This window comes from Alterinioella sp. B-7, assembly GCF_056857775.1.
Map to the genome: position 1 here is coordinate 77,022 of NZ_JBSXNT010000022.1, position 25,850 is coordinate 102,871.

A 25,850-nucleotide genomic window follows, 5' to 3' on the forward strand; every position below is an offset into this window, starting at 1 on the left:
CCCATGGACCATTTCCTCTACCGCAACGGCCACCTGCACGCCGAAGACGTCGCCATCGCCGAGATCGCCGAGGCCGTCGGCACGCCCTTCTACGTCTATTCCACCGCCACGCTGGAACGGCATTACCGCCTCTTCAAGGACGCGCTGGAGGGGATCGACAACACCGTCTGCTACGCGATGAAGGCCAATTCCAACCAGGCCGTGCTCACGCTGCTGGCCGGGCTTGGCGCGGGCATGGATGTGGTTTCGGGCGGCGAATATGCCCGCGCGATCGCCGCCGGATGCCCGCCGGAAAAGATCGTCTTTTCGGGGGTCGGCAAGACCCGCGCGGAAATGGAAATGGCGCTGAGGGGCGGTGTGCGGCAGTTCAATATCGAGAGCGAGCCGGAGATGCGGGCCCTTTCACAGGTGGCCAGCGACTTGGGGCTGACCGCGCCCATCACCATCCGCGTGAATCCCGATGTGGACGCCCGCACGCATGAAAAGATCGCCACCGGCAAATCCGAGAACAAGTTTGGCATCCCCATCGCCCGCGCGGTCGAGGTCTATGCCGAGGCCGCCCGCCTGCCGGGGCTGGAGGTGGTCGGCATCGACGTGCATATCGGCAGCCAGTTGGTAGAGCTGGAGCCGTTCGAGCAGGCTTACCGCAAGGTCGCGGACCTCACCCGCACGCTGCGTGCCGAAGGCCATGATATTCGCCGTCTTGACCTTGGCGGCGGGCTTGGCATTCCCTATGCGCGGTCGAACTCGGCCCCGCCCCTGCCCACCGAATACGGCGCGCTGATCAAGGCTTGCGTCGGTGATCTTGACGTTGAGGTCGAGATCGAGCCGGGACGCCTTATCGCGGGCAATGCGGGGCTCCTGGTGACGCAGGTGATCTATGTGAAGGAGGGCGAGGGGCGCGATTTCCTGATCCTGGACGCGGCGATGAACGACCTCATCCGCCCCGCCATGTATGGCGCCTATCACGATATCGACCCTGTGGTCGAACCTAGCCCCGGCACCGATCAGCGGCCCTATGACATCGTCGGCCCGGTCTGCGAAAGCGGCGACACTTTCGCCAGGGCGAGGGATATGCCGCCCCTTGCGGCGGGCGACCTCGTGGCCTTCCGCTCGGCGGGGGCTTACGGCGCCGTGATGGCCTCGGAATACAACACGAGGCCGCTGATCCCCGAGATTTTGGTCAAAGACGATCAATTCGCCGTCATTCGGGCCCGCCCGACATTTGACGAGATGATAAACCGCGATATTCTGCCAGAGTGGCTATGAACCCACCCCGCCTCTCGCAGGGCGCAACCCGAAAGGTCGCATGACCGACACACATCCCACCAAGCGCGCCGCGTTGGATCGGCTGGTCTGGCCGCTGCGCCTGACCCGCACCGGCATGATCGCCGAGCGATTCGTGCGCGCCTATTGGCCGATCTGGACGATCCTGATCGCCGGTTTGGCGGGGGTTGCCTTCGGTCTGGCCGAGGCTCTCGCGCAGCAGGTTCTGTGGGCTCTGCTGGCGGTCATCGTCCTGGCGCTCCTCTGGGCCTGTGTCTCGGGCTACCGCCGCTTTCGGATGCCGACGCGGGCCGAAGCGCTGGAAAGGCTGGACGCGACCCTGCCGGGACGGCCCATTTCGGCGCTGATCGACCATCCCGCGATCGGCGCGGGCGACCCCCAGGCGATGACCGTGTGGGAGGTTCATATCGCCCGCATGGCCGCACGCACGAGTTCGGCCCGCGCGCCGCTGCCGGACCTGCGTGTCAATGACCGTGACCCCTACGGCCTGCGCTTCCTTGCCATTACCGCCTTCGCCATGGCGCTCTTGTTCGGCACGATCTGGAAGGTGGCCGAAGTGGGCGAGGCCATCGCGGGTGTCGAGACCCAGCCGACAGACGGCCCCAGCTGGGAAGGTTGGGTCGAACCGCCGCTTTATACCGGGCTGCCGTCGCTCTACCTCAACAATATCGAAGCTGCCGCGTTCGAGGCCCCCGCAGGCTCGCGCATCACGTTGCGGCTCTATGGCGATCCCGGCCAGATCGACGTGTCGCAATCCCTGCATCCCGGCGTGGTGCCCCCCGGCGAGGACGTGCTGTCGCGCCAGTTCACCCTGCAACAAAGCGGTGATCTCAGCATCGCGGGCGTCAATCCGCGCAGTTGGCAGATCACCATGATCGAGGACCAGCCGCCAAGCGTCACCATGGCCGAGCCGCTGTCGGGCGTGCCGCCGGGATCGGTGCAGATGACCTATGACGCGCGGGACGATTACGGCATCGCGGGTGGCCATGTCCTGATCGCGCTGGCCCCGGACCGCGCCGACCGGCGCTATGGGCTCAGCGTCGATCCCGAACCGCGCGAACCGCTGTCGCTGGAGCTGCCGCTGCCGTTTTCCGGCGACCGCGCCGAGTTTACCGAAATCCTGGTCGAGGACCTGTCGGAACATCCCTTCGCCAACCTGCCCGTGCGCCTGACCCTGACCGTCGAGGATGACGCAGGCCAGTTGGGCCAGGAGGAGATCACCGTCGACCGCCTTCCGGGCCGCCGTTTCTTTGATCCGCTGGCCAATGCGCTGGTGGAAATGCGCCGCGATCTGCTTTGGTCGCGCGAAAACGCGCCGCGCGTGGCGCAGCTTTTGCGCGCGATCACGTATCGGGGCGAAGATTTGTTCGATGACGAGAACGCCTATCGCATGGTGCGCGTGGCGATCCGGCGGCTTGAGGCGGGCGATTCCGTCTCGCTGGAGACCCGCGACCAGGTGGCCGAGATGCTCTGGGAAGTGGCGCTGGTGATCGAGGAGGGCGACCTGGCCGATGCGCTGGAACGCCTGCGCCGCGCCCAGGACCGGCTGGAGGAGGCGATGCGGCAAGGGGCGAGCGACGAGGAAATCGCCCAACTCATGCAGGAACTGCGTGAGGCGATGGACGACTACATGCAGGAACTGGCCGACAACATGGAGCCCGGAGACGGCACCGATGAGCCGGATCGCGAAGGCGAAAGCATGGAGATCAGCCGCGCCGACCTCGAAGAGATGATGGAACGCATCGAGGAGTTGATGCAGCAAGGCCGCATGGCCGAGGCGCAGGAGCTTCTGGATGCGCTGCGCGAGATGATGGAAAACATGCAGATGTCGCAAAACGGCAGCGATCCGAACGGGCCGCAATCGCCGGGGCAGGAGGCGATGGAAGGTTTGCAGAACTCGCTCCGCGATCAGCAGGGGCTGGCCGACGAGACCTTCCGCGATCTGCAGGAACGCTTCAACCCGAACGCCCCCGCACCCGATGGTCAGACGCCAGAAGGCGGCCAGCAGGGCAATGCCGAGGGCGGCGAGGCCGATCAGGGCACGTTGGCCGAACGTCAGCGCCAGTTGCGTGAGCAACTGCGCGAGCAGGCGCAGAACCTACCCGGACGCGGCACACCGGGCGGCGAAGAGGCTTTGCGCCGTCTGGAGGAAGCCAACCGCGCCATGCGCGACGCCATCGAGGAACTGGAGCGCGGCGACCTCGCCGAGGCGCTGGACAGCCAGTCCGAGGCGATGGAGGGCCTGCGCGAGGGCATGGAAGAACTGGGCCGGGCGCTGGCCGAGATCGAGGAAGGCGAAGACCCCGGACAGGGCCAGGCCGAGGGCAACATGCAGGGCGAACGCCCGCTGGAGGATCCGCTCGGGCGGCAGGCGGGCAACAATGGCTCGATGGGCACCGATCAGAGCTACGAGGAACGCGAGGAAGCCTTCCGCCGGGCGCGCGACCTGCTGGATGAAATCCGCCGCCGCTCGGCCGATCAGACCCGGCCCGATGTGGAGCTGGAATATCTGCGCCGCCTGCTGGACCGCTTCGCCACCGGCCCGCGATAAGCGAGGAGAGCGCGTCAGCGGTCGAGGAGCAGCCGGTCAGCCTTCCCCGGCGGTGCTGCTCAGCCGCTCGGCCAGCCCCTGCATCACGTCATCCAGCCATAAGCGCGCCGCGTCCACCTGCGCGACATAGGCCGTCATCATCGGTTCGGCCTGCGGCACGGCCTCTGCGATATCGGGCGCATAGGCATAGGCGGCAACCGCCGCCGCCCCGATCAGCAGCATCAACAGCAGACCGATCCGGAACCCCCGCCTGCGGCGCGGCAATTCCTCCATCGTCTCGATATCCGAGGCGTCCTGATCCTGGGCGTTGCGATCCGTGGTCGCACGCAGGGTCGAGTTGATTTCCTCGATATCGGGCAGCAGATCGCGCCCGGACGGGGCCGCGCTGGCCGTTCCGACCGCCGTTGCCGCCCTGAGGGCTGCCAGCGTTTCGGTGTCCTCGTCCTCGTCCTCGGGGGCTGCGGGTTCCGAGGCGGGCTCGGGCGCGTCCGGGTCTTCCAGCGCCATCTCCTCTTGCGATTCCATCGCCGACGCGCCCCGGCGCAGCTGTTCCTCGCGCTCGCGCTCCTCGTTCAGGACGTCACGGATCGCGGGGTCCAACTCGCGGCGCGTCGGGCCGTCACGCACCGGGCGGGCAGGCTCGGACGCGACAATCTCCGTCTCGCCGCTGTCCGCCTCAACCTCCTCCATCCGGGACCGGTTGCCGGGCTGGAACCACGTCGTGGCGCAGTTGGAGCATTGCACGTCGCGCCCTTCGGGCGGGACCAGGCTGTCGTCGACCTCGTAGCGGGCGCTGCAATTGGGACATGTCAGGCGCATCAAAAAAACCCCGTCTTGACCGCCACATGCACGGTCGCTCTACCTCTGGTTGGCGCGAACAGTAGCAACCGGTCCCGCCTATTCCAAGTCATTGCTTGGCAGGGCGATTGCAAGACCGTCCCGACTGAGGCATGACGGTCCCAGAAATGCGGATCGGGGGCGACGCGTGATTGACTTGGCCGAAGTTGCCTATGGCTATGGCAACACAACCTTACTGAGCGAACTGACCTTGCGGCTGGCGCCGGGGTCGTTCCACTTTCTGACCGGCCCGTCGGGGTCGGGCAAGACCACGCTTCTGAAGCTGTGCTATGCCGACCTGACCGCAAGCGCGGGCAAGGTCAGCCTCTTTGGCCAGGACACCGCGACAATGACCCGCGACCAGATCGCGCGCGCCCGCCAGCGTATGGGTGTCGTGCATCAGGATTGCGAGTTTCTGGACCATCTGCCGCTCTACGAAAACGTCGCCCTGCCGCTGACCGTCGCGGGCCGCAGCGGTGATGACGAGGCCGGCAACCTTGAGGAATTGATGGGATGGGTCGGTCTCGCCGCCCGCCGCGAGGCGCTGCCGCCGGAATTGTCGGGGGGCGAACGGCAACGCGCCGCCCTGGCCCGCGCCGTCATCACCGACCCCGAGGTTGTTCTGGCCGATGAACCCACAGGCAATGTCGATTGGGAGATGTCGCTGCGCCTGCTGCAACTGCTGGTGGAGTTGAACCGCATGGGCAAGACCATCCTCGTCGCCACGCATGACCTGGCCCTGATCCGCGCCGCCAAGACCCATGTTTCCGCGCGTGTGCTGCGCATCGCCAAGGGGCGGCTGCAACTGGCGGGGTCCGATCTATGACCCGGCTGCGGCAGATCCTGGCCCTGATCCAGGGCGACGCGCAGGCCGACCGGGTGGTGCCGCGGCGCGGCCATTCGGTGCGGCTGACCCTGTTCACCTCTGGGGCGATGGCGTTCCTCGCGGTCTTCGCGCTGGCCCTGTCGCTGGCCGCGGGCCGCTTGGCCGACCGCTGGTCCGAGGCGCTGGCGCGTTCCTCGACCATCCGCATATCGGCCCCCATGGCGGAACTCGAGCCGCAGACATGGGCGGTGCTGGAGGTGCTGGAGCAGACCCCCGGCGTCGAATCCGCCCGTGCCCTGACCGACGAGGAACAGCGCGCCCTGCTGGAGCCCTGGTTCGGCCCCGACCTGCCGCTGGAGGATCTGCCGATCCCGCGCCTCGTCGAGGTGATCGAAACGCCCGAGGGCTATGACAGCGAGGGCTTGCGCCAGCGTCTGGCCGCCGAGGCCCCCGGGGCGGTGCTGGACGATCACACCCGCTGGCGCAGGCCGCTGGTGCGCGCGGCGGGGCGGTTACGGATGCTTGGCTGGGTCTCGCTCGGGCTGATCCTGGCCTCGACCGGGGCGATGATCACGCTGGCGGCGCAATCGGCGCTGGCCTCGAACACGCGGGTGATCCGGGTGTTGCGGCTGGTCGGCGCGCGCGATGTCTATATCGCCCGCGCCTTCGTGCGGCGCTTTACCATCAGGGCCCTGTCGGGCGCGGCGCTTGGGGCGGGGCTTGGCATGATCGCCATCGCCTTCCTGCCGCGCGCCTCGGAACAGGGCGCGTTCCTCACCGGGCTCGGATTTGCGGGCTGGCACTGGCTCTGGCCTCTTGTCGTGCCGCCGCTGGCCGCCTTCACTGCCTTCTGGGCCACCCGAGCCGCCGCGTTCCGGACCCTCAGGAGGATGCCGTGATGCAATGGCTCCGCTCGCTGGTCTTCATCATCCAGATGTATCTGATGATGGCGCTGATGGCCGTGTTTTTCACGCCCTGGGCGCTGATCGACCGGCGCGGGGCCTTTGCCGCGGTCCACACCTATTGCCGGTGGGTGCGCTGGACGGCCTCCTGGATGGTGGGCCTGCGCTCCGAGATACGCGGCGAGGTGCCGACGGGCGAGGTCCTGATCGCCGCCAAGCACCAGAGTTTCTTCGACATCATCATGATCGTCTCGGTCGTGCCGCGCCCGCGCTTCATCATGAAGGCATCGCTGAAATGGGCCCCGATCCTGGGCTGGTACGCGACGCGCATCGGCTGTGTCCCCGTTGATCGCGGCAAGCGCGCCAAGGCGATCACGCAGATGGTCGAGGGCGTCAACAACAGCGCCCATGGCGGCGGGCAGCTGATCATCTACCCGCAGGGCACGCGCGTGGCACCGGGGGTCAGGACGGCCTACAAGATCGGCACCGGCATCCTCTACGAGAAGACCGGCCAGGCCTGCGTGCCTGCCGCCACCAATGTCGGCGTCTTCTGGCCGCGCCACGGCATCCTGCGCAAGCCGGGGCTGGCGGTGGTCGAGTTCCTGCCCGTGATCGAGCCGGGGCGGCGGACCGCGCAATTCATGATCGACCTTGAGGAGATGGTCGAGACGGCGTCCAATCGGCTCATGGCCGAGGCGGGGTTCGAGGGGGAGGACTAGATGGAGTATATTGACGATATCGCGACGCTGGAGGCGCTGTTCGACGATCCAGTGCCCGCCTCGCTGACCAAGGTGACGCCGGTGATCACGCCGCTCTACCGGTCCTGGATCGCGGCCTCGCGCTTCTGCATTCTCAGCACGGTCGGCCCCGAAGGCACCGATGGCAGCCCGCGCGGCGATAACGGCCCGGTGGTCCATATCGCGGATGAGCGCACGCTGTGGCTGCCCGACTGGCGCGGCAATAACCGCATCGACACGCTGCGAAACATCGTGCGCGACGGGCGGGTGTCGGTGATGTTCCTGGTGCCGGGCAGCAACAACGTGATCCGGGTCAATGGCCGGGCGCGGCTGACCACGGATGCGGGCGTCACGGGGCAGTTCGAGCAGGGCGGCAAGCATCCCAAGCTGGTGATCGTGATCACCGCGCAGGAGCTTTATTACCAATGCGCCAAGGCGGTGATCCGCTCGGGGCTCTGGTCACGTGACGATGCGGAAGGTTTGCCGACAGCGGGGCAGTTCGCCAAGGAGATGGTGCCGGAATTCGACGCCGAGGGCTATGATTCCGGATACGCGGAATATGCCAGGGGGCGGCTCTGGTAGCGTCTACGCGGCCAGCCCTCTGGAGCCCATGTCAAGATATTTCTTGCGCCGCGCGGCGATCAGGTCCGTGCCGCTTTGCCCGTCCATCTTCGACAGCAGCTTTTCCACCGCTTCGCCCACGGCGGCGATGGCGGCAGTCCTGTCGCGCTGTGCACCGCCGAGCGGTTCCTTGATGATGTGATCGACGACGCCCAGTTTTTCCAGGTCCTGCGCAGTGAGGCGGAGCGCCTCGGCGGCTTCGCGCATCTTGGCCCCGTCCTTCCAAAGGATCGAGGCGCAGCCCTCGGGGCTGATCACCGAATAGATCGAGTGCTCCAGCATCGCGAGGCGATCGGCGGTGGCAAAGGCCACGGCCCCGCCCGATCCGCCTTCGCCGATGATGACCGAGACCAGCGGCACACCGATCTGCAGGCATTTTTCGGTCGAGCGGGCGATGGCCTCGGATTGGCCGCGTTCCTCGGCGCCCTTGCCGGGATAGGCGCCGGGCGTGTCGACGAGCGTGATGACGGGCAGGCCGAAGCGGTCGGCAAGCTCCATCAGGCGGACGGCCTTGCGGTAGCCCTCGGGCCGGGCCATGCCGAAATTCCGTTCGATCCGGGTCTTGGTGTCATGGCCCTTCTCATGGCCGATCACCACCACGGGGCGGTCGTTGAAGCGACCGATGCCGCCCATCACGGCGTGATCGTCGGCGAAGTTCCGGTCGCCCGCCAGCGGCGTGTATTCGGTGAAGAGTGCGTTGATGTAGTCGCGGCAATGGGGCCGGTCGGGATGGCGCGCGACCTGGCATTTCCGCCACGGAGTCAGGGTGTTATAAAGCTCCTTGAGGAGGTCCGCGGCCTTCTTGTCCAGCGCCTTGGCCTCTTCCTCGACATTCATCTCGGCATTGCCGCGCGCCATGGCGCGAAGCTCCTCGGCCTTGCCTTCGATCTCGGCAAGCGGCTTTTCAAAGTCGAGGTAATTGGTCATCGCGGACGGCTCCGAAGGACGTGTCAGGGCCGGTTCTATATGGCTTTCTCCACCGCCAATTGCAATGCGATAGGTCGCATGTCGCACGACCGTGCGAACGGGGGCCTTTGGCGGCGCAGTCTCGACCGGTCCCGGCCTCAGCCGTGGATCGCGCGGGCCAGCCTTTCGGACTTGGCAAAGAGGGCGTGATGTATGCCGGACGCGCCGCGATTGGGTCGGGCCGGGGCCTGCGCGCGCGCGCTTGCGGGTCGTGGCCGGGGCAGCTTTGCCAACTGTTTCCGGATGTCGCGGCTGCCATAGCCTTCGGACAGCGTGTGAAGCTGGACCGACGCGGTCGGGCGGGCGGACTCGCCGCCCGGTAACGCGATGGCACAATTGGTAAGGCCCCGGCGCAGGGCGGTTTCGATCTCGGCCCGGTCAGTCATTTCATCGGCCAAGAGCGGGACCAGGATGTCCCCGTTGTCGGACTGGCCGAGCAATTCGCAATGCGTGATCATGGATTTCAGGCGGTGGCGCAACGCGCCCGAGACCTGTGCCAGTCCCTCAGATCCATGGAGCTGCGCCAGATCCTTGCGATTGCCGATGCCGACGATCAGGATGCCGGCAACCGGGCTGGTCCGGCCCGCCGAGGACGCAAGCGAGACTTCGCGCGCGAAGGCGGCCTGCGTCAGCAACCCGGTATCGGGATCCGTGCTGGCCGAGGCTTTCAGCCGCGTTTCACCCGCCATCAATTGCCGCTCGCGTTCCAGCAACGCGCCGACCAGCGGCACCGAGACGAGGTTGAGGGCGACGATGGGCGGAGCCGCGACGGTGAGGAACCAGATCGCGATATCGACAGGCAGCAGGACGGCGGCGACCAGGTGGCTGCACATCACGACGCCAAGGGCCATCAGGGGGCGCGCGCCCCGCACGCTGCGCTGCCGCGTCAGCCGATCCCAGGCCAGCCCGGCCCCGCCCGCGACGATCATGCCCGCAACGCCCGATATCCAGCCGACGCCGCCAATGCCGTAGCGCGTGGCCATCGCCATGATCAGACACACCGCCAGTCCGCGCAGGCCCAGGAACGCGCCCGCCAGCGCGATCGGCACGTTGCGCATGTCGATGATCAACCCCTCCATCGGGGTGAGCGGCGTGTGCATCTGGATGATGGTCACGGTGCCGAACAGGAACCCCAGGAGGACCGGGGCCATCGTCGGCCCGGAAAACCGCCGCCGCAGCGTGCCATAGGCCAGCGCCAGGATCGCGACCAGGGCCAGCGAACTGACGAAATCCAGCAAGATATCTATATCGTATGTCATTCCCGTCCCCTCGCTAACCCGGAGAGGACATTACCGCGCGAACCCTAACCCGGGCTTAACATCTCGGATTTTAGGCAGTTCACCCGGCGGAGGCCGCGATCAGGTCGGATTGGGCGACGATCACCTCGGCCTGCTTGATCGAGGCGATATCGACCAGCCGGCCCTTGTAAACCGTTGCACCTTCGCCGTTTTTCTTGGCGTCTTCCATCGCGGCGAGGATCTCGCGCGCCTCGGTCACGGCCTCGTCCGAGGGGGTGAAGACCTCGTTGGCCAGGGCGATCTGTTTCGGGTGAATCGCCCATTTTCCGACCATGCCGAGCGTGGCCGAACGCCGCGCCTGCGCGCGGTAGCCCTCGTCATCCGAGAAATCCCCGAAAGGGCCGTCCACGGGCAATAAACCATGGGTGCGGCAGGCGGCGACGATGGCGGTCTGGGCCCAGTGCCAGGGGTCGGCGTAATGCCGGTTTTGCCCGTGCAGCATGTAATAGTTTTCCTGCGTGCCGCCGATCCCCGTCGTCTGCATCCCCATCGAGGCGGCGAAATCGGCCGCACCAAGGCTCATGGCCTGGAGGCGGGGCGAGGCGGCCGCGATGGCCTCGACATGGGCCAGACCGGCGGCGGATTCGATGATCACTTCCAGGCTCACGGGCCTGGTCCGCGACTTGGCGCTCTCGACCGCCGTGATCAGCGCATCGACGGCATAGACATCCTCGGCGCAGCCCACCTTCGGGATCATGATCTGATCCAGCCGGTCCGAGGATCGTTCCAGCAAATCAACCACATCGCGATACCAATAGGGGGTATCGAGGCTGTTGATCCGCACCGCCAGCGTCTTGGCGCCCCAGTCGAAATCATGCGTCGCCCGGATGATGTTCTCGCGCGCCTGATCCTTGTCGGACGGCGCGACGCTGTCCTCCAGATCGAGGTTGATCACATCCGCCGCCGAGGCCGCCATCTTGGGGAAGAGCCTGGGGTTCGAGCCGGGGCCGAAAAGCTGGCAGCGGTTCGGACGGGCGGGGGGCGTGGGTTGCAGGCGGAAGGACATGAATGCGCGACCTTTGGGTAAGGATATGTCGTATCGGTTCCGTAACTGGTTAGGATATTGCGTGTCGGGGTGCAAGTGCTGCGCTGCGGCAAGGCAGGTTTCGCGGAAAATCGGCGTACACCCCCCGATGCGCCCCCCGATGCGCCCCCTGTGCAGACGCGGCGGCGTCTCGGGGCGCCGGGGGCGCGCGCGTGGCGGGGTGAAGCCCGCCCTACTGGAGGTCGGCGAAGGCGCGCTGCAGGCGTTCCACCGCCTCCTGGACGCGGGCGGTCTGGGTGGCGAAGTTGATGCGCTGGAAGCCGTCGCCGCCCGCGCCGAAACCGGGCCCCGGACTGACCGCGATCTTCGCATCATCGCGGATGCGGGCGATCACCTCGTCATGGGTCATGCCGGTGCCGGTGAAATCGACCCAGGCGAGGTAGGTGGATTGCAGCGGCATGGAACGGACGCCGGGGATCGCGTTCAACCCGTCATCCATAAGCCGCCGGTTCTTGTCCAGATGCGCCATCTGCGCATCGACCCAGGCCGCGCCTTCCGGGCCGTAGGCGGCACGGATCATCTCGACCCCCAGCATCGAGGGCGTGTAATCCAGCGTGTAGAGGCGGCGGGTCATGGCGTTGCGCAGGTCGGGGTCGGGGATGATCATGTTGCCGGTGCGCTGGCCCGCGATGTTGAAGGTCTTGGAGGGGGCGGTCAGCGTCACCGTGCGGCTCCGGAAACCGGGCGCGGCGACATCCATCGGCACGAAGGTTTCGCCCTTGTAGACGAGATCGTGATGGATTTCGTCCGAGATCAGGACCAGGTCGTTGCGCTCGGCAAATTCGGCCACGGCGCGCAGGTCTTCTGGCGTCCAGATCCGGCCCGAGGGGTTCTGCGGCGAACACCAGATCAGTATCTTTTCCTTGCCCGTCAGCCGGGCCTGGGCGTCGTCGAGGTCCAGCTCATAGCGGCCGTCCCTGAGGCGCAGCGGACATTCGGTCACGCGGCGGCTGAGCTTTTCGATCTTGTGGGCAAATTCATGATAGACGGGCGGGAAGATCGCGACGTGATCGCCGGGATCGCTCCAGACATGGATCGACAGGGCGACGGCATTGCCGAGCCCCTGGCTGGTCAGGATCCAGTCGGGATCGACCTCCCAGCCGTGGCGGGTCTTCATCCACCAGGCGATGGCGGCAAGGTAGTCGGGATGTTCCCACGAATAGCCGAACACGCCGAAATCGGCGGCCTTGCGCAGGGCGTCGCGCACACAGGGCGCGGTCGGGTAATCGGAATCGGCGGTCCACATCGACAGGCCGTCCTCGGGCGAGACGCCGAAGAGCTTTTCCATCTTGTCCCATTTGGAGGAGTTGGTGCCGCGGCGATCTATGAGCGTGTTGAAATCCATGGGGCCTTCCTGGGGCGTTACCGTTACGGGGCGGCAAGCTAGCGGATCGCGGCGCGGGTGCAAGAGGCGTTGCGGGAGCGCGCCCGATCGCTTATCTCAACGGCCATGTTACGCCCGATCCTGATCCATCCCGACCCGCGCCTGAAGAAACCGGCCTCGCCCGTCGTCGATCTGTCCGACGAATTGCGGGTGCTGGCCTCGGACATGCTGGAAACCATGTATGACGCGCCGGGCATCGGTCTGGCCGCGCCGCAGGTGGGCGTGCTGGACCGGCTGATCGTGCTGGATTGCGAGAAGGAGGAGGGGGCCACGCCGCGCCCCCTGGCGATGTTCAACCCCGAGGTGATCGCCACCTCGGACGAGACCAGCGTTTACGAGGAAGGGTGCCTGTCGATTCCCGATATCTACGCCGAGGTGACGCGCCCCGCCGAGGTCGAGGTGGCCTGGATGGACGCGGACGGCCGCGCGCAGCGGGAGGTCTTCACCGGCCTCTGGGCGACCTGCGTGCAGCATGAGATCGACCACCTGGCGGGCAAGCTCTTCATCGACTACCTCAAGCCGCTCAAGCGCCAGATGATCACCCGCAAGATGGTCAAGCTGAAGCGTGAGCGCGCGCGGGAGAAGGCATGAGCGTGCTGGAGATCCTGCGCTGGCCCGATCCGCGCCTGAGCCAGGACTGCGCACCGGTCGAGGGCGAGGTGGGCGAGTTGGCGCAGGACATGCTGGACACGATGTATGACGCCAGGGGCCGTGGGCTGGCGGCGCCGCAGGTGGGCCGGATGATCCGCATGTTCGTGATGGATGTGACCTGGAAAGAGGCCGCGCCAAACCCGATGGTGGCGATCAACCCGCGCATCTCGGTGGAGTATAACCGCTTTGTCCTGGGCGAGGAGGCCTGCCTGTCGATCCCCGGTGTCAGCGCCGAGATCGCCCGACCGCCGCGCGCGACGATGCAATGGACCGATCTGGATGGCGCGCGCCAGTCCGAGGTTCTGACCGGCGCCGCCGCGCGGGTGGCGCTGCACGAGATGGACCACCTGAACGGAATCGTCATCTTCGACCGGCTGGATGCCGACCGCCGCGCTGGAGGCGGAATATGCCGGTTAGGCCCTTCGTGATGTGGCCGGACAGGCGATTGCGCATGCCCGCCGCGAAGGTGGAGGAGATCACCGACGAGACCCGCGCGATCTGGGCCGACATGGTCGAGACGATGGACGCGATGCCGGGTGTGGGGCTTGCCGCGCCGCAGATCGGCGTGATGCAGGCGCTGGCCGTGGTCGATGCCTCGGACGCGCGCGGCAAGGCGGTGAAACTGGCCAATCCGCGCGTGCTGCACGCCTCGGTCGAGTTCCGACCGCATGAGGAGGCGAGCCCGAACCTGCCCGGATTGTCCGCGCTCATTGCCCGCCCCCGCGCGGTGACGGTGGCCTATCTGGACGAGGAGGGGGCAGAGGTGGAGAAGGATTTCGTCGGGCTTTGGGCCACGTCGGTGCAGCACCAGATCGACCATCTGGCGGGGCGGATGTATTTCGACCGCCTCAGCAAGACCCGCCGCGACATGCTGCTGAAGAAGGCGCGGAAGCGGGGCTGATTACCGCCGTTGAAATCCGCGCGGAGTCTGGCAAGCTGGCCTGTGAATGACGGAGGGTGGCCAGGTGTCGGAAACACAGCTTCAATGCGCCTGCGGGGCGATGCGGGCCGAGGTGACGGGCCGCCCGATCGCGGTCACGGAATGTCTGTGCGACAGTTGCCGCGAGGCGGCCGAGCGGATGGCGCGGTTGCCCGGCGCGCGCTCGATCCTGACGGAGATCGGTGGCACGATCTGCGTCGAATACCGCAAGGACAGGGTGGAGTTCCTGTCGGGGCATGAGAACCTCAAGGCGTTCCGGCTGACGCCCAAATCCGGCACGCGCCGGGTGATTGCCACCTGCTGCAACACGCCCGTCTTCATCGAGGCGAAAGGCGGTCATTGGCTGAGCCTCTATGGCGGTCTGTGGCCGGAGGGCGCGCACCCGCCGGTTCAGTTGCGCACCATGGTCGGCGACCTGCCGAAGGGGACGGAACTGCCCGATGACGTGCCGAACCGGAAACGGCATTCGGCGGGGTTCATGGGCCGGCTGTTCCTCGCCTGGGCCGCGATGGGGTTCCGCAATCCGAAGCTGACCGTGAACGAGGGGCTGGATGTCTGAGGGTCAGCGATTGAGGCCCTGCGCATAGGCCTCCAACTGATCCGCGACCGTGCCCCATCCGTCGTGAAACCCCATATCCTCATGGCTCCGGCGGGCGTCAGCGGAGCGGTGGCGCGCGATGGCGGTGTAGGAGGTGGCCCCGTCGCCCGCATCCTCCAGCAGCAGGATCGCGGTCATGAACGGGTCGGGGGCGGGTTTCCAGCCTTCCGAATAGGCATCGGTGAAGACCAGCTTTTGCTGCGGCACGATCTCGAGGTAGACGCCCGTGTTGTCCATCACGTTGCCATCGACATCGAAGGTGGTGTTGAACCGTCCGCCGACGCGCAGGTCGATCTCGCAGCCCGTGACCTTGTGCGGGCGGGGGACGAAGAAATGCGGGATATGGTCGGGGCTGGTCCAGCACTCCCAGATCAGGGCGCGGGGGGCCTTGAGGGTGCGGGTCAGTTTCAGGTCAGTCTTGGGATCGAGGTCCATCTGTTCGCTCCTGCATCAGGTTGGTGACGTAATCGTCGAACTGGTCCAGCCGGGTCTCCCACAGGGCGCGCTGTTCGCTGAGCCAGTCCTGCGCGGGGCGCAGGGCATCTGGCGTCAGGCTGTAGCTGCGCACGCGACCCTGTTTGTCGCTGCTGACCAGCCCCGCGGCCTCCAGCTTGCGCAGATGCGCGAGGAAGGAGGGCAGCGCCATGTCATGCGGTGCCGCCAATTCGCTGGTGCTGGCCGGGCCTCGGGCCAGCCGCGACAGGATAGCGCGTCTCGTCGGGTCACCGAGGGCGGTGAAATACCGGTCCAGTTGCTCGTCATACTTAGCCATATGGCTAGGTAACATGAGCGATATGGGCTGTGCAAGAGAAAACCTAGCCATGTGGCTAAATATTGCCGAGAGGACCGCGCGGTGCGAGGGACGCCGCGTCGACGCGGCGTTTGCGACGCGCCGTCGACGGCGCGTGTTCGCGTCCGGCCCGAAATCCGATGGTCCCGGCGCACGCGCTGCGGTAGATCGGGGCAGGCACAGCGACAAGGACAGGTTTCGATGCGGATCACATTCATGGGCAGCCCCGATTTCTCGGTCCCCGTGCTGGATGCGCTGGTCGGGGCGGGGCACGAGATCGCCGCCGTCTATTGCCAGCCGCCGCGCCCCGCAGGACGGGGCAAGCAGGAAAGGCCCACCCCGGTGCAGGCGCGGGCCGAGGCGCTTGGGCTTGCGGTGCGCCACCCCGCCAGCCTGAAAACGGCCGAGGCGCAGGCGGCCTTCGCCGCGCTGGAGGCCGATGTCGCGGTGGTGGTGGCCTATGGCCTGATCCTGCCGCAAGCCGTGCTGGACGCGCCTGCGCGGGGCTGCCTCAATATCCACGCCAGCCTGCTTCCCCGCTGGCGCGGAGCCGCGCCCATTCATCGCGCGATCATGGCGGGGGACGAAAAAACCGGGGTGTGCATCATGGCGATGGAGGCGGGGCTGGATACCGGGCCGGTGCTGCTGTGCCGGGAAACCGATATCGGGCCGGAGGAGACCACCGCGCGCCTGCATGACCGGTTGAGCGCGATGGGGGCCGAGGCGATTGTCGCAGCGCTGGCGCGGCTGGATGAATTGGTGCCGGTGCCGCAACCGGAAAAGGGCGTCACCTATGCCGCCAAGATCGACAAGGCCGAGGCGCGGATCGACTGGACGCGGCCCGCGCTGGAGGTCGACCGCCAGATCCGGGGGCTCTCGCCCTTTCCGGGGGCCTGGACGACATTGAACGGCAAGCGCCTCAAGCTGCTGGCCAGCCGCGTCGTGGCGGGCGAAGGGCGCCCTGGCGAGGTTCTGCACGGGCTGACCCTTGCCTGCGGCGGCGGCGCGGTGCAGGTTGACGAGGTGCAGGTCGAGGGGCGCGGGCGGCAGGATGCGCAGAGCTTCCTGCGCGGGACGACCCTGCCGCGGGGCACCATATTGGGAGAGACCAGATGGGATTTTTCGCCTTTTTCGGATCGCTGATGATCGGCGGTATCATCGGCGTTCTGTTCGAGAGGTGGGGGATTACCCGCAACGGCATCCTCCCCTCGGTGATCATCGCGCTCGGGGCGGTGATCCTCCTCTTCATGATCCGGGTGATGTTCCGCCTGTCCTTCGGCTCGCCGGGGCTGGATGCGATCATCGGGGCCTCGGCGGCGCTGGTGCTGATCCCGGTGGGCAACCTGCGCCTGGGGCGGCGGCGCGGGCGGCGGCGCTGATCCGATGGTGGTGCTCTATCTCATCATCGTGGGCGCGGCGGCGGGCTACCTGGCAACGCGCGTGATGCGGCTGGAGGCGAATGTGCTGACCACGGTGGCCATCGGCATCCTCGGCGCGATCATCGGCGGGCTGGTCCTGCGATTCCTGCTGTCCGTCTTCGGCATGTTCGCGGGCTTCCTTGGCGCCTTCCTGGGCGCGGTGTTCCTGATCTGGGCCTGGCGAACCTATATCCAGCGGCGCTGATCACTGACGTGGCGGGCGCGCGCGGTAGACCGGCAGGCACCAGCCGAAATGGATCGAGCCTGCGCGCAAGGTGAAACAGGCCGCGATACTGGCCAGCGCCGGGGCCAGCGGATAGGTTGTGACGCTTGCCGCGATGAGCGCCGCACCCGCCCCCGCGAAGGCGGCGGTGACGTAGAGCTCGCCCTGTTTCAGGACCAGCGGCACCTCGTTGCAGACCACGTCGCGCATGAGACCGCCAAACGTGCCGGTCGCGACCCCCATGACCAGGACGACAGGCGCGGAATGATCGAGCGCCATGGCCGCGCTGGCCCCGGCGGCGACCGCGACCGAAAGCGCGGCTGCGTCGAGCCACAGCAGCACCCGGTAGCGGCTTTCGAAGCGATGCGCGGTGAAAAACACCACCAGCGCCGCGCCGCAGGCGATGGCCAGGTGGGTCGGATCGGCGATCCAGAAGACCGGGTTGCGGTCCAGCAGCACGTCGCGGATGGTGCCGCCGCCCACGGCGGTCAGGCAGGCGATGAAGAAGAACCCGACGATATCGAGCTGCGCGCGGCTTGCCACCAGCGCGCCGGAGAGGGCGAAGATCAGGACGGAGGCATAGTCGAGGATCGGTGGGGTCATATTTGTCCTGTGCCAGGTTCGAAACCGCGTGGACGCGCCGTCGACGGCGCGGATCTGCGCTGCGTCGCCGCAGCGCTGCCCCGGTCACCCCGGTTTGAACGGGGCCATGCCGGCGCGGGCCAGTTCGTCGGCGCGTTCGTTCTCGGGGTGTCCGGCATGACCCTTGACCCATTCCCAGGTCACGTCATGGCGGGCCTGCGCCGCTTCCAGCCGCTGCCACAGGTCGACATTCTTGACCGGCTTCTTCGCCGAGGTCTTCCAGCCGTTGCGCTTCCAGCCGTGGATCCATTGCGTCACGCCGTTCTTCACATAGGCGCTGTCGGTGACGATGGTGATGGCGGAGGGCCGGGTCAGGCTTTCGAGCGCCGAGATCGCCGCCAGCAGCTCCATCCGGTTGTTGGTGGTCTCGGCCTCGCCGCCCTTGAGGTCGCGCTCTTTCACCACACGGTCGCCCTCGCGCGCGATCAGCAGCGCGCCCCACCCGCCGGGGCCGGGATTTCCGGAACAGGCCCCGTCCGTATAGGCGAAAAGCTCGGCCATCAGAGCACCAGATCGACCGAGAGCGCGAGGCCGACGATCACCGTCAGAGCCACCCGCAGATGCATCCACCAAGGCGGCGCCAGCCCCTTGCGCCAGAACTGCCAGTCGAGCGCCAGCAGCCCAAGGAAACCCACGATTAGCGCCGCGCCCGCGCGTTCGGCGCCGCCGCCGGTGGTGAAGAAGGCCCAGAGGGCAGGCAGAACCGAGAGGGCGTAGCCGCTCCAGCCGGTTCCCCGCGTTGCAAAGCCCCAGAGGACGCCGGACATGAAGGCCAGGATGATCGCGCCGTAGAAGACCTGGATATAGGGTCCGATGAAGCGGGGCCCGAACGTATTCCAGCCCCAGGCGGCCAGATCGGGCAAGGCCACTGTCAGCGCGCCCCAGAGGAAGGGGATCAGCCCGGCAAGGCCGAGCAGGAGGGCGGGGCGGGGAATGGTCTGCATCGGGGACCTCATATGGCGGGGTCCGGCCCTTTTGGCGTCCGCGCGCGCGAAGGGCAACCCGGCTTACGACCTGCGCGCGGTGATCAGGACAAAAGCATCGACGGTTCCGGCCAGCCCCGCGCCTTCACCGGTGACAGCCTCGGTCACGCTGAAGCCCGCATCGGCGAGGGCGGCGCGCAGCTCGGCCTCGGAATAGAGGCTGTAGAAGCGGCCCAGGTCGTCGCGGATCTCGCCCTGTCCCAGTTTCATGCCGAGGAAGAAGATGCCGCCGGGACGCAACGCGCGGTGGCAGGCAGCCAGGTGCCGGGGGAAATCGGCTTTCGCGGCGTGGAGCAGGCTGAAGCTGGCCCAGATGGCATCAAACGCGGCGGCGGCGTCGAGATCGTCGAACCGGGCGAGATGCGCATCGACGCCGCGCGCCCGTGCGGCCTCGACAAAGGCGGGCGTGGCGTCATGGGCGGTGACGGTGAAGCCCTCGGCCATCATCTGGCCTGCGTGCAGCCCCGGCCCGCAGCCGAGATCGAGGATATGGGCACCGGGGGCAAGTCGGGCGAGAAAGCCCGCCAGCGCCGCGTCCTGCGTATTCGAGGGCGGGATCTTGTCATATTCCGCCGCGCGGGCGGCATAGACGTCGAGCGTTTCGCGATCGGACATGTCAGGCGCGCTCCATCGCGGAGCGGGTTGCGATGCGGGGGCCGGGATCACGGGTCTTGCGCAGGGTGACGGCGGTCGCGCCGCCCGGGCGCAAGGCTCCGGTGGCCGACCCGGGCAGGTGGGCCATGCCGGTCCGTTTCGCCAGGTCGCGCGCCGGGATCAGGGCGGAGATCATGGGGCAGGGGCCTTTGCCGCGTGTGACAGGCAAAGCATCGTGGACTTTGCCGCCCGAGGCAAGCGCCAGCGTCCCCGACGCAACATGGCGGCGGTCCGGCTCGGGCCCCCTGCCGGGAGCCGTCGTCGGGCCGCATTGCCATGGGCTGGACGCAGGCGGCGGTGCCACGATGAGGGCTACCCTGCGCCGTCGCGGCGGAGACAGGTACTTGGACGAAAAAGAGGGGGGGGTGATCTGTCAGGTGATCCGGCGGATCGGCTGGAAGGCAGGCCGCGGCGGTTGGGTCGCGGTGTGCGGCCCCGCGCTCAGGCCGGTTCGCGCAGCACGCGGGGCACCTTGAATTCCACGTTCTCGACCGCCGTTTCGACATATTCAAGGGTCACATCGAACCGGGCGCGGCAGGCCTCGATGACTTCATTGACCAACACTTCGGGGGCTGAGGCTCCGGCGGTGACACCAAGCGCCGTGATCCCCTCAAGCGCGCGCCAGTCGATGTTTTCGGCCCGCTGCACCAGTTGGGAATAACCGCAGCCTGCCTTGGCCCCGACCTCGACTAGGCGGCGCGAATTGGACGAGTTGGGCGCGCCCACGACCAGGATCGCATCGGCCTTGGGGGCAATGGCCTTCACTGCCGCCTGCCGGTTGGTGGTGGCGTAGCAGATGTCTTCCTTGTGCGGGCCGATGATGGTGGGGAATTTCGCCTGCAGGGCGGCCACGATTTCCGCCGTGTCATCGACGCTGAGGGTGGTCTGGGTGATGAAGGCCAGTTTCCCGGGGTCGCGCGGGGTGAGGCGGGCCACATCCTCGGCGGTTTCGACCAGCAGCACCTCGCCTTCGGGCAATTGGCCCATGGTCCCGACGGTCTCGGGGTGGCCGGCATGGCCGATCATCACCATTTGCAGGCCGTTCGCGTGGTGGCGTTCGGCCTCGATATGGACCTTGGAGACCAGCGGGCAGGTGGCATCGACATAGACCATGTTGCGCGCCTCGGCCGCGGCCGGGACCGATTTGGCCACGCCATGCGCCGAGAAGATGACGGGCCGGTCATCGGGGCAATCGGCGAGCCGTTCGACAAAGACGGCACCCTTGCCGCGCAGGTCGTCGACGACGAACTTGTTATGCACGATCTCGTGGCGCACATAGACCGGCGCGCCCCATTTCGCGAGCGCCATTTCGACGATCTTGATGGCGCGGTCGACACCGGCGCAGAAGCCGCGCGGGGCGGCGAGGTAGAGGGTGAGGGGCGGTTTCATGGGGTCTCTCCTGTCTGCCCCCGAGTTATGCGAGCGATGGCCCCACGTCCAGAGGCGGCGATCACGAAGCTGTCAGGTGAGCCACCCGTGCCCGGGGGGCCGGGACGGGACAGGAATTGCAAGAGGAGCCCGAGATGCGAATTTGGGATTGGGCGCGTTCCATCCTATATCGAGAGCATCTGGCCCGAGGAGGTGATCGAGGTTCTCGGTCAGACCGACGCGGACGATCTGGCCTGATGGGAAGAGAAGGAAGAGTTGCATGGCGGGACATGGCAAGACTGGCGGGCAGACGCATTGGGAGGACCGCTATGACGGCACCCGCCCCGAGGAGTTGAGCTGGTTCGAGGCCCGCCCCGACCTGTCGCTTGACCTGATCACGGACCGGGTCGGCCCGGAGGCGGGTGTGATCGACATCGGCGGCGGGGCGTCCCGGCTGGCCGATTGCCTGCTGGCGCGAGGCTATGTCGATGTCAGCGTGCTTGATATATCGACAACGGCACTGGCCAAGGCACAGGAGCGGATGGGCGGGCAGGCGGCGCAGGTCGCGTGGATTGCCGCCGATATCACCGCCTGGACCCCACCGCGCCGCTTTGACCTGTGGCACGACCGGGCGGTGTTTCATTTCCTGACCGACGCGGGCGGGCAACGGGCCTACCTGGCGGCGATGGCCGAGGCGTTGCGCCCCGGCGGCCATGCGATCGTGATGAGTTTTGCCGAGGACGGGCCGGAAAGCTGTTCCGGCCTGCCGGTGCGCCGCTATGCGCCCGAGGAGATGGCCGAGACCGTGGCGGACCTCGTGCCGGGGGCGTTCCGGCCCGACGGGGCGGGCCGGTTCACCCATGTCACTCCGACCGGGGCCGAGCAACGGTTTCAATACAGCCTGTTCCGCCGTGAGCCGTCGGGCTGAGCGAGGCTCAGTTGTCCTCGGTCTCGTAATCGGCGCGGTCGGTGACGCGCGGTTCGCGGGGGGGCCTGCCCACCACGTCCTTCAACTCGTCCAGCTCGATGAAATTGTCGGCCTGGCGGCGCAGGTCGTCGGCGATCATCGGCGGCTGGCTGCGGATGGTTGAGACCACCGAGACGCGCACGCCCTTGCGTTGCAGCGCCTCGACCAGCGGCCGGAAATCGCCGTCGCCCGAGAACAGCACGATATGGTCGACATGCGGCGCGATCTCCATCGCGTCGACGGCCAGCTCGATATCCATGTTGCCCTTGACCTTGCGGCGGCCCTGGCTGTCGATGAATTCCTTGGCCGGTTTGGTGACCATGGTGAAGCCGTTATAGTGCAGCCAGTCGACCAGCGGGCGAATCGGCGAATAGTCGTCATTCTCCAGCAGGGCCGTGTAGTAGAAGGCGCGCAGCAGCTTGCCGCGCTGCATGAACTCCTTGCGCAGAAGCTTGTAGTCGATGTCGAAGGCCAGCGCCTTGGCGGCCGCGTAGAGGTTGGAGCCGTCGATGAACAACGCCAGCCTTTCGTCGCGATAAAACATGATGTCCGTCCCGTGAGTGTAATGGCGTCAGCCGCAATTCCCGTGAATCTGAAATCAAATGGCAAAATAACCACGACCGACAATGCCCATGATAATAAGGTCTCGAAGTCAGTTTGCAACGCCCCGCCCCGGAGAAATCTGATCAAAATCCGCTGATTGCCGTGGGGTCAAATTCGGCTGCGATGGCAAGATTTCCGGAAAACCCCGCCACAGGCATGACTTAAGCGACGACAAGGCCGGGCGACGGCGCCGGTGCACGCCCCGCAATCGCGGCGGATTTTCGCGGATCGCCGCGCCGCTTGCGGGGCAGGAAGGGCCTTGTCAATCCCCTTTGCGGTGGATAGATACAGGGCTTGCGTTTCTGGAAGCATCCAAACCTCGGAGATATCATATGGCCCGCGTGACGGTTGAAGATTGCGTTGACAAGGTTCCGAACCGGTTCGAACTGGTGATGCTCGCCGCCCATCGCGCGCGCGAGATCTCGGCAGGTTCGCCCCTGACCGTGGACCGCGACAACGACAAGAATCCCGTCGTGTCCCTGCGCGAGATCGCCGAGGAAACGCAGCAGGCCGATGACCTGCGCGAACGCCTGATCGAATCGAACCAGACCCAGATCGAGGTCGATGAGCCGGAAGAGGACGCGATGGCGCTTTTGCAGGGCGTCGAGGCCGACCGTCCGGGCAAGGACGACATGTCCGAAGAGCAGATGCTGCGCCAGCTGATGGAAGCGCAAGGCCAGCGTTGAGCCTCTGAACCGGGGGCAGGCCCGTCATGATTGATGTCGACGACCTGCTGAGCCTGGTGCGCAACTACAACCCGAAATGCAACGAGTCCCTGCTGCGCGGGGCCTATGCCTATGCCGACAGGATGCATGAGGGCCAGACCCGCGCCTCGGGCGAGCCCTATTTCACGCATCCCGTCGCGGTGGCCGCGATCCTGACCGAACAGCGGCTGGATGACGCGACCATTGCCACGGCCCTGCTGCATGACACGATCGAGGATACCAAGGGCACCTATTCCGAGGTGGAAAAGCTCTTTGGCCATGACGTGGCGGAACTGGTCGATGGCGTCACCAAGCTGACCAACCTGGAACTCAGCAGCCGCGAGACCAAGCAGGCCGAGAATTTCCGCAAGCTCTTCATGGCGATGTCTAAGGATCTGCGGGTGATCCTGGTCAAGCTGGCCGACCGGCTGCACAACATGCGCACCATCCGGCACATGCGCCAGGACAAGCAGGCCCAGAAGGCGCATGAGACGATGGATATCTATGCGCCGCTGGCGGGCCGCATGGGGATGCAGTGGATGCGGGACGAGCTGGAGGACCTGGCGTTTTCCGTGCTCAACCCCGATGCGCGCAAGTCGATCATGCGCCGGTTCGTGGTGCTGCAGAAGGAATCGGGCGATGTGATCCCCAAGATCACCGACGATATCGAGGCGGTGATGGAGAAACACGGCGTCACCGGCCAGGTCTTTGGCCGCGCGAAAAAGCCGTTCTCGATCTGGCGCAAGATGCAGCAGAAGGAGATGGCGTTCTCGCGCCTTTCGGACATCTACGGCTTCCGCGTCATCACCGATACCGAGGATGATTGCTACCGCGTGCTTGGCGCGATCCACCAGCGCTGGCGCTCGGTGCCGGGGCGGTTCAAGGACTATATCAGCCAGCCCAAGACCAACGGCTACCGCTCGATCCACACCACGGTGTCGGGGCGCGACGGCAAGCGGGTCGAGGTGCAGATCCGGACCCGCCAGATGCACGAGGTCGCCGAAAGCGGCGTCGCGGCGCATTGGTCCTACAAGGATGGCGTGCGGGCGGTGAACCCGTTTGCGGTCGATCCGGCGAAATGGCTGGCCAGCCTCAGCGAACGCTTCGAGATGGCCGAGGATCACGACGAGTTCCTCGAACACGTCAAGATGGAGATGTATGCCGACCAGGTGTTCTGCTTCACCCCCAAGGGCGATGTGGTCAAGCTGCCCAAGGGCGCGACGCCGCTGGATTTCGCCTATGCGATCCACACCCGCATCGGCCATAGCTGCGTGGGTGCCAAGGTCGATGGCATCCGCGTGCCGCTCTGGACCCGGCTGAAGAACGGCCAGTCGGTCGAGATCATCACCGCCGAGGGGCAGAGCCCACAGGCCACCTGGATCGACATTGTCGCCACAGGCCGAGCCAAGGCCGCGATCCGGCGCCTGCTGCGCGAAGAGGACCGGGGGCGCTATATTCGCCTGGGGCAGGAACTGGCGCGCGTGGCGTTCGAGCATGTCGGCAAGAAGGCCACCGAAAAGGCGCTGAAGACCGCGGCCCGGACGATGAGCCTGCCCGATGGCGACGAGCTTCTGGCCCGGATCGGGGCCACCGAGATTTCCGCGCGCGAGGTTGTCGCCACGCTCTACCCCGAACTGGTGCGCGCCCGCGACGAGGAGGAGGGCGTGAAACGCGCCGTCATCGGCCTGCCGGGCGGGGCCGAAGTCAACCGTGCGCAATGCTGCCAGCCGGTGCCCGGCGAACGCATCGTCGGCGTTCCCTACAAGGGGCGCGGGCCGATCCTGCATGCCATCGACTGCCCCGCGCTGGCCGATCTGGACGCGATGGCCGATGACTGGATCGACGTGCACTGGACCGAAGGCCGCCATGCCGCAGTGCATAATGTCACGATCAATATCACCATGAGCAATGACAAGGGTGTGCTGGGACGTATCTGCACATTGATCGGCGAGCAGAACGCCAATATCTCGGACCTGCACTTCATTGACAGAAAACCGGACTTTTTCCGCCTGCTTGTCGATATAGAGGTGCGGGACGCCGAACACCTGTTCGCCGTGATGATGGCCGTCGAGGCCGATAGTGATGTTGCCACGCTGGAGCGGTTCCGGGATCTGGACCGGCGCCCCTGACAGGCGGGCCAAGAGGATTTGGAGGGCGGACACCCCATGGTGTTCAAACGCCGAGACGCACGCCCCTTGCCGGAGGTGCTCAAGCATTGGGTCTACCCGCGCGGCGGGTGGGGACGGGCGATCCGCTATATCCGCCACCGGCTGCACCGCCTGCCGGGCACGCCCGAAAGCATCGCGCGCGGGGTCTTTGCCGGGGCCTTCGTCGTGTTCACGCCCTTCTACGGCCTGCATTTCGTCCTGGCCGCGATCCTGGCCCGCCTGATGCGCGGCAATATCCTGGCGGCCCTCCTGTCCACCTTCATCGGCAACCCGCTGACCTATGTGCCGATCGCGCTGATCTCGCTCGAAACGGGGCATTTCCTGCTGGGGGGGCCGGGCACCGGGGGGCGGATCGGGCAGGGTTTGGGCCAGGCCTTTGCGGGCGCGTGGAGCGATCTGCAACGCAACGTCCTGACGATCTTTGTCGGCGGCGAGGCGAATTGGGACGAATTATACGCCTTCTACGACGCAGTGTTCTTCCCCTTCATGATCGGCTCGATCATCCCCGGCATCATCAGCGGGCTGATCTGCTACTACCTGTCGGTGCCGGTGATCCGGGCCTATCAGCAGCGCCGTATTGCCAAGCTGCGCGCGAAGGTAGAGAAACTCAAGGCGCAGGCGCAGGCGCAGGCGCAGGCGGAACGGGCGGGCGACGCGCGCCCCCCGTCATGAAAAGGGAGCGTGCTT

General features: G+C 66.6%; 31 protein-coding genes. 17 read left to right on the forward strand and 14 right to left on the reverse strand.

Annotated elements, in window-relative coordinates; genetic code table 11:
• Positions 1–3 precede the first annotated feature (3 nt).
• Positions 4–1,269, forward strand: a complete 1,266-nt coding sequence (gene lysA, locus AC13C7_RS03465) for a diaminopimelate decarboxylase (RefSeq protein WP_482866612.1) — start codon at positions 4–6, stop codon at positions 1,267–1,269.
• Positions 1,270–1,309: 40 nt separating this feature from the next.
• Positions 1,310–3,838: a DUF4175 domain-containing protein gene (locus tag AC13C7_RS03470; RefSeq protein ID WP_482866613.1), complete on the forward strand. Its 2,529-nt coding sequence runs from the start codon at positions 1,310–1,312 to the stop codon at positions 3,836–3,838.
• A 36-nt stretch (positions 3,839–3,874) separates the two neighbouring features.
• On the opposite strand, the gene AC13C7_RS03475 is transcribed toward AC13C7_RS03470, so the two are convergent.
• Positions 3,875–4,657: a zinc-ribbon domain-containing protein gene (locus AC13C7_RS03475; RefSeq protein WP_482866614.1), complete on the reverse strand. Its 783-nt coding sequence runs from the start codon at positions 4,655–4,657 to the stop codon at positions 3,875–3,877.
• A gap of 166 nt (positions 4,658–4,823) precedes the next feature.
• On the opposite strand from AC13C7_RS03475, the gene AC13C7_RS03480 reads away from it, so the two are divergent.
• From AC13C7_RS03480 to AC13C7_RS03495, 4 genes are read left to right on the forward strand one after another with little or no spacing between them, the layout of a single operon-like run.
• Positions 4,824–5,501: a cell division ATP-binding protein FtsE gene (locus AC13C7_RS03480; protein ID WP_172320218.1), complete on the forward strand. Its 678-nt coding sequence runs from the start codon at positions 4,824–4,826 to the stop codon at positions 5,499–5,501.
• Positions 5,498–6,400, forward strand: coding sequence for a cell division protein FtsX (locus tag AC13C7_RS03485; RefSeq protein WP_172320217.1), 903 nt, complete (start codon positions 5,498–5,500; stop codon positions 6,398–6,400). The genes AC13C7_RS03480 and AC13C7_RS03485 overlap by 4 nt, the downstream gene beginning before the upstream one ends.
• Positions 6,400–7,122, forward strand: coding sequence for a lysophospholipid acyltransferase family protein (locus AC13C7_RS03490; protein WP_172320216.1), 723 nt, complete (start codon positions 6,400–6,402; stop codon positions 7,120–7,122). Before AC13C7_RS03485 ends, AC13C7_RS03490 begins: the two co-directional genes overlap by 1 nt.
• Positions 7,123–7,722: a pyridoxamine 5'-phosphate oxidase family protein gene (locus AC13C7_RS03495; protein WP_482866615.1), complete on the forward strand. Its 600-nt coding sequence runs from the start codon at positions 7,123–7,125 to the stop codon at positions 7,720–7,722. It abuts the gene before it with no gap.
• Between the two features lie 3 nt (positions 7,723–7,725).
• Here the strand turns inward: AC13C7_RS03495 and AC13C7_RS03500 are convergent, their stop codons facing one another.
• The 4 genes from AC13C7_RS03500 to AC13C7_RS03515 all read right to left on the reverse strand — a co-directional run bounded on the left by AC13C7_RS03500 (position 7,726) and on the right by AC13C7_RS03515 (position 12,415).
• Entirely contained in the window at positions 7,726–8,688 is a 963-nt protein-coding gene (locus tag AC13C7_RS03500) for an acetyl-CoA carboxylase carboxyltransferase subunit alpha (RefSeq protein ID WP_172320214.1), read from the reverse strand.
• Positions 8,689–8,825: 137 nt separating this feature from the next.
• Positions 8,826–9,986: a LytS/YhcK type 5TM receptor domain-containing protein gene (locus AC13C7_RS03505; RefSeq protein WP_482866616.1), complete on the reverse strand. Its 1,161-nt coding sequence runs from the start codon at positions 9,984–9,986 to the stop codon at positions 8,826–8,828.
• A 79-nt stretch (positions 9,987–10,065) separates the two neighbouring features.
• Positions 10,066–11,031: an L-malyl-CoA/beta-methylmalyl-CoA lyase gene (locus AC13C7_RS03510; RefSeq protein ID WP_172320212.1), complete on the reverse strand. Its 966-nt coding sequence runs from the start codon at positions 11,029–11,031 to the stop codon at positions 10,066–10,068.
• Positions 11,032–11,242: 211 nt separating this feature from the next.
• Positions 11,243–12,415 carry a MalY/PatB family protein gene (locus AC13C7_RS03515; RefSeq protein WP_172320211.1) on the reverse strand — a complete coding sequence of 391 codons (1,173 nt, stop codon included), beginning with the start codon at positions 12,413–12,415 and terminating at the stop codon, positions 11,243–11,245.
• 105 nt (positions 12,416–12,520) lie between these two features.
• On the opposite strand from AC13C7_RS03515, the gene def (AC13C7_RS03520) reads away from it, so the two are divergent.
• The 4 genes from def (AC13C7_RS03520) to AC13C7_RS03535 are packed head-to-tail and all read left to right on the forward strand — an operon-like array spanning position 12,521 to position 14,604.
• Positions 12,521–13,045: a peptide deformylase gene (gene def / locus AC13C7_RS03520; protein ID WP_482866617.1), complete on the forward strand. Its 525-nt coding sequence runs from the start codon at positions 12,521–12,523 to the stop codon at positions 13,043–13,045.
• Entirely contained in the window at positions 13,042–13,533 is a 492-nt protein-coding gene (locus AC13C7_RS03525) for a peptide deformylase (RefSeq protein WP_482866618.1), read from the forward strand. Before def (AC13C7_RS03520) ends, AC13C7_RS03525 begins: the two co-directional genes overlap by 4 nt.
• The gene (gene def, locus AC13C7_RS03530; RefSeq protein WP_172320208.1) at positions 13,512–14,006 is read left to right on the forward strand and encodes a peptide deformylase; all 495 of its coding nucleotides are present in this window, start codon (positions 13,512–13,514) and stop codon (positions 14,004–14,006) included. Before AC13C7_RS03525 ends, def (AC13C7_RS03530) begins: the two co-directional genes overlap by 22 nt.
• A gap of 46 nt (positions 14,007–14,052) precedes the next feature.
• Positions 14,053–14,604, forward strand: a complete 552-nt coding sequence (locus AC13C7_RS03535) for a GFA family protein (RefSeq protein WP_482866619.1) — start codon at positions 14,053–14,055, stop codon at positions 14,602–14,604.
• 3 nt (positions 14,605–14,607) lie between these two features.
• Here the strand turns inward: AC13C7_RS03535 and AC13C7_RS03540 are convergent, their stop codons facing one another.
• Both AC13C7_RS03540 and AC13C7_RS03545 read right to left on the reverse strand, forming a co-directional pair.
• On the reverse strand, positions 14,608–15,078 hold the full coding sequence (locus AC13C7_RS03540) for an SRPBCC family protein (protein WP_482866620.1): 471 nt from the start codon (positions 15,076–15,078) through the stop codon (positions 14,608–14,610).
• Positions 15,056–15,415, reverse strand: a complete 360-nt coding sequence (locus AC13C7_RS03545) for an ArsR/SmtB family transcription factor (RefSeq protein ID WP_482866621.1) — start codon at positions 15,413–15,415, stop codon at positions 15,056–15,058. The genes AC13C7_RS03540 and AC13C7_RS03545 overlap by 23 nt, the downstream gene beginning before the upstream one ends.
• 219 nt (positions 15,416–15,634) lie before the next feature.
• Here AC13C7_RS03545 and fmt point away from each other — a divergent pair, with 219 nt between their 5' ends.
• The 3 genes from fmt to AC13C7_RS03560 are packed head-to-tail and all read left to right on the forward strand — an operon-like array spanning position 15,635 to position 17,056.
• Positions 15,635–16,576, forward strand: a complete 942-nt coding sequence (fmt, locus tag AC13C7_RS03550; RefSeq protein ID WP_482866622.1) for a methionyl-tRNA formyltransferase — start codon at positions 15,635–15,637, stop codon at positions 16,574–16,576.
• Positions 16,546–16,812: a hypothetical protein gene (locus AC13C7_RS03555; RefSeq protein ID WP_172320204.1), complete on the forward strand. Its 267-nt coding sequence runs from the start codon at positions 16,546–16,548 to the stop codon at positions 16,810–16,812. Before fmt ends, AC13C7_RS03555 begins: the two co-directional genes overlap by 31 nt.
• Before the next feature lie 4 nt (positions 16,813–16,816).
• Positions 16,817–17,056, forward strand: coding sequence for a GlsB/YeaQ/YmgE family stress response membrane protein (locus tag AC13C7_RS03560; protein WP_172320203.1), 240 nt, complete (start codon positions 16,817–16,819; stop codon positions 17,054–17,056).
• On the opposite strand, the gene AC13C7_RS03565 is transcribed toward AC13C7_RS03560, so the two are convergent.
• From AC13C7_RS03565 to ispH, 6 genes are all read right to left on the reverse strand, one after another.
• Positions 17,057–17,677: a trimeric intracellular cation channel family protein gene (locus AC13C7_RS03565; protein ID WP_172320202.1), complete on the reverse strand. Its 621-nt coding sequence runs from the start codon at positions 17,675–17,677 to the stop codon at positions 17,057–17,059.
• 84 nt (positions 17,678–17,761) lie between these two features.
• On the reverse strand, positions 17,762–18,217 hold the full coding sequence (rnhA, locus tag AC13C7_RS03570; RefSeq protein ID WP_482866623.1) for a ribonuclease HI: 456 nt from the start codon (positions 18,215–18,217) through the stop codon (positions 17,762–17,764).
• A complete protein-coding gene (locus AC13C7_RS03575) occupies positions 18,217–18,660 on the reverse strand; it encodes a DUF3429 domain-containing protein (protein WP_474889075.1) in 444 nt (147 codons plus the stop codon). Before AC13C7_RS03575 ends, rnhA begins: the two co-directional genes overlap by 1 nt.
• 63 nt (positions 18,661–18,723) lie before the next feature.
• Positions 18,724–19,314: a class I SAM-dependent DNA methyltransferase gene (locus tag AC13C7_RS03580; RefSeq protein ID WP_482866624.1), complete on the reverse strand. Its 591-nt coding sequence runs from the start codon at positions 19,312–19,314 to the stop codon at positions 18,724–18,726.
• Position 19,315: 1 nt separating this feature from the next.
• On the reverse strand, positions 19,316–19,489 hold the full coding sequence (locus AC13C7_RS03585; protein ID WP_482866625.1) for a hypothetical protein: 174 nt from the start codon (positions 19,487–19,489) through the stop codon (positions 19,316–19,318).
• Positions 19,490–19,794: 305 nt separating this feature from the next.
• A complete protein-coding gene (gene ispH / locus AC13C7_RS03590; RefSeq protein WP_482866626.1) occupies positions 19,795–20,742 on the reverse strand; it encodes a 4-hydroxy-3-methylbut-2-enyl diphosphate reductase in 948 nt (315 codons plus the stop codon).
• 259 nt (positions 20,743–21,001) lie between these two features.
• Between ispH and AC13C7_RS03595 the strand changes: the two genes are divergently transcribed.
• Positions 21,002–21,649: a class I SAM-dependent methyltransferase gene (locus tag AC13C7_RS03595; protein ID WP_482866627.1), complete on the forward strand. Its 648-nt coding sequence runs from the start codon at positions 21,002–21,004 to the stop codon at positions 21,647–21,649.
• Between the two features lie 7 nt (positions 21,650–21,656).
• Here the strand turns inward: AC13C7_RS03595 and AC13C7_RS03600 are convergent, their stop codons facing one another.
• Positions 21,657–22,232 carry a LabA-like NYN domain-containing protein gene (locus AC13C7_RS03600; protein WP_172320195.1) on the reverse strand — a complete coding sequence of 192 codons (576 nt, stop codon included), beginning with the start codon at positions 22,230–22,232 and terminating at the stop codon, positions 21,657–21,659.
• 391 nt (positions 22,233–22,623) lie between these two features.
• Here AC13C7_RS03600 and rpoZ point away from each other — a divergent pair, with 391 nt between their 5' ends.
• The 3 genes from rpoZ to AC13C7_RS03615 are packed head-to-tail and all read left to right on the forward strand — an operon-like array spanning position 22,624 to position 25,835.
• Positions 22,624–22,977, forward strand: a complete 354-nt coding sequence (gene rpoZ, locus AC13C7_RS03605; protein WP_482866628.1) for a DNA-directed RNA polymerase subunit omega — start codon at positions 22,624–22,626, stop codon at positions 22,975–22,977.
• Positions 22,978–23,003: 26 nt separating this feature from the next.
• A complete protein-coding gene (locus tag AC13C7_RS03610) occupies positions 23,004–25,124 on the forward strand; it encodes a RelA/SpoT family protein (protein ID WP_482866629.1) in 2,121 nt (706 codons plus the stop codon).
• A gap of 36 nt (positions 25,125–25,160) precedes the next feature.
• The gene (locus AC13C7_RS03615; RefSeq protein WP_482866630.1) at positions 25,161–25,835 is read left to right on the forward strand and encodes a DUF2062 domain-containing protein; all 675 of its coding nucleotides are present in this window, start codon (positions 25,161–25,163) and stop codon (positions 25,833–25,835) included.
• Positions 25,836–25,850 lie beyond the last annotated feature (15 nt).

Bases quoted from the DNA above. Each gene is read 5' to 3' on its own strand.
- lysA (WP_482866612.1), top strand. From the start codon at position 4: ATGGACCATTTCCTCTACCGCAACGGCCACCTGCACGCCGAAGACGTC.
- AC13C7_RS03470 (WP_482866613.1), top strand. From the start codon at position 1,310: ATGACCGACACACATCCCACCAAGCGCGCCGCGTTGGATCGGCTGGTC.
- AC13C7_RS03475 (WP_482866614.1), bottom strand. From the start codon at position 4,657: ATGCGCCTGACATGTCCCAATTGCAGCGCCCGCTACGAGGTCGACGAC.
- AC13C7_RS03485 (WP_172320217.1), top strand. From the start codon at position 5,498: ATGACCCGGCTGCGGCAGATCCTGGCCCTGATCCAGGGCGACGCGCAG.
- AC13C7_RS03490 (WP_172320216.1), top strand. From the start codon at position 6,400: ATGCAATGGCTCCGCTCGCTGGTCTTCATCATCCAGATGTATCTGATG.
- AC13C7_RS03495 (WP_482866615.1), top strand. From the start codon at position 7,123: ATGGAGTATATTGACGATATCGCGACGCTGGAGGCGCTGTTCGACGAT.
- AC13C7_RS03500 (WP_172320214.1), bottom strand. From the start codon at position 8,688: ATGACCAATTACCTCGACTTTGAAAAGCCGCTTGCCGAGATCGAAGGC.
- AC13C7_RS03505 (WP_482866616.1), bottom strand. From the start codon at position 9,986: ATGACATACGATATAGATATCTTGCTGGATTTCGTCAGTTCGCTGGCC.
- AC13C7_RS03510 (WP_172320212.1), bottom strand. From the start codon at position 11,031: ATGTCCTTCCGCCTGCAACCCACGCCCCCCGCCCGTCCGAACCGCTGC.
- AC13C7_RS03515 (WP_172320211.1), bottom strand. From the start codon at position 12,415: ATGGATTTCAACACGCTCATAGATCGCCGCGGCACCAACTCCTCCAAA.
- def (WP_482866617.1), top strand. From the start codon at position 12,521: ATGTTACGCCCGATCCTGATCCATCCCGACCCGCGCCTGAAGAAACCG.
- AC13C7_RS03525 (WP_482866618.1), top strand. From the start codon at position 13,042: ATGAGCGTGCTGGAGATCCTGCGCTGGCCCGATCCGCGCCTGAGCCAG.
- def (WP_172320208.1), top strand. From the start codon at position 13,512: ATGCCGGTTAGGCCCTTCGTGATGTGGCCGGACAGGCGATTGCGCATG.
- AC13C7_RS03535 (WP_482866619.1), top strand. From the start codon at position 14,053: ATGACGGAGGGTGGCCAGGTGTCGGAAACACAGCTTCAATGCGCCTGC.
- AC13C7_RS03540 (WP_482866620.1), bottom strand. From the start codon at position 15,078: ATGGACCTCGATCCCAAGACTGACCTGAAACTGACCCGCACCCTCAAG.
- AC13C7_RS03545 (WP_482866621.1), bottom strand. From the start codon at position 15,415: ATGGCTAAGTATGACGAGCAACTGGACCGGTATTTCACCGCCCTCGGT.
- fmt (WP_482866622.1), top strand. From the start codon at position 15,635: ATGCGGATCACATTCATGGGCAGCCCCGATTTCTCGGTCCCCGTGCTG.
- AC13C7_RS03555 (WP_172320204.1), top strand. From the start codon at position 16,546: ATGGGATTTTTCGCCTTTTTCGGATCGCTGATGATCGGCGGTATCATC.
- AC13C7_RS03560 (WP_172320203.1), top strand. From the start codon at position 16,817: ATGGTGGTGCTCTATCTCATCATCGTGGGCGCGGCGGCGGGCTACCTG.
- AC13C7_RS03565 (WP_172320202.1), bottom strand. From the start codon at position 17,677: ATGACCCCACCGATCCTCGACTATGCCTCCGTCCTGATCTTCGCCCTC.
- rnhA (WP_482866623.1), bottom strand. From the start codon at position 18,217: ATGGCCGAGCTTTTCGCCTATACGGACGGGGCCTGTTCCGGAAATCCC.
- AC13C7_RS03575 (WP_474889075.1), bottom strand. From the start codon at position 18,660: ATGCAGACCATTCCCCGCCCCGCCCTCCTGCTCGGCCTTGCCGGGCTG.
- AC13C7_RS03580 (WP_482866624.1), bottom strand. From the start codon at position 19,314: ATGTCCGATCGCGAAACGCTCGACGTCTATGCCGCCCGCGCGGCGGAA.
- AC13C7_RS03585 (WP_482866625.1), bottom strand. From the start codon at position 19,489: ATGATCTCCGCCCTGATCCCGGCGCGCGACCTGGCGAAACGGACCGGC.
- ispH (WP_482866626.1), bottom strand. From the start codon at position 20,742: ATGAAACCGCCCCTCACCCTCTACCTCGCCGCCCCGCGCGGCTTCTGC.
- AC13C7_RS03595 (WP_482866627.1), top strand. From the start codon at position 21,002: ATGGCGGGACATGGCAAGACTGGCGGGCAGACGCATTGGGAGGACCGC.
- AC13C7_RS03600 (WP_172320195.1), bottom strand. From the start codon at position 22,232: ATGTTTTATCGCGACGAAAGGCTGGCGTTGTTCATCGACGGCTCCAAC.
- rpoZ (WP_482866628.1), top strand. From the start codon at position 22,624: ATGGCCCGCGTGACGGTTGAAGATTGCGTTGACAAGGTTCCGAACCGG.
- AC13C7_RS03610 (WP_482866629.1), top strand. From the start codon at position 23,004: ATGATTGATGTCGACGACCTGCTGAGCCTGGTGCGCAACTACAACCCG.
- AC13C7_RS03615 (WP_482866630.1), top strand. From the start codon at position 25,161: ATGGTGTTCAAACGCCGAGACGCACGCCCCTTGCCGGAGGTGCTCAAG.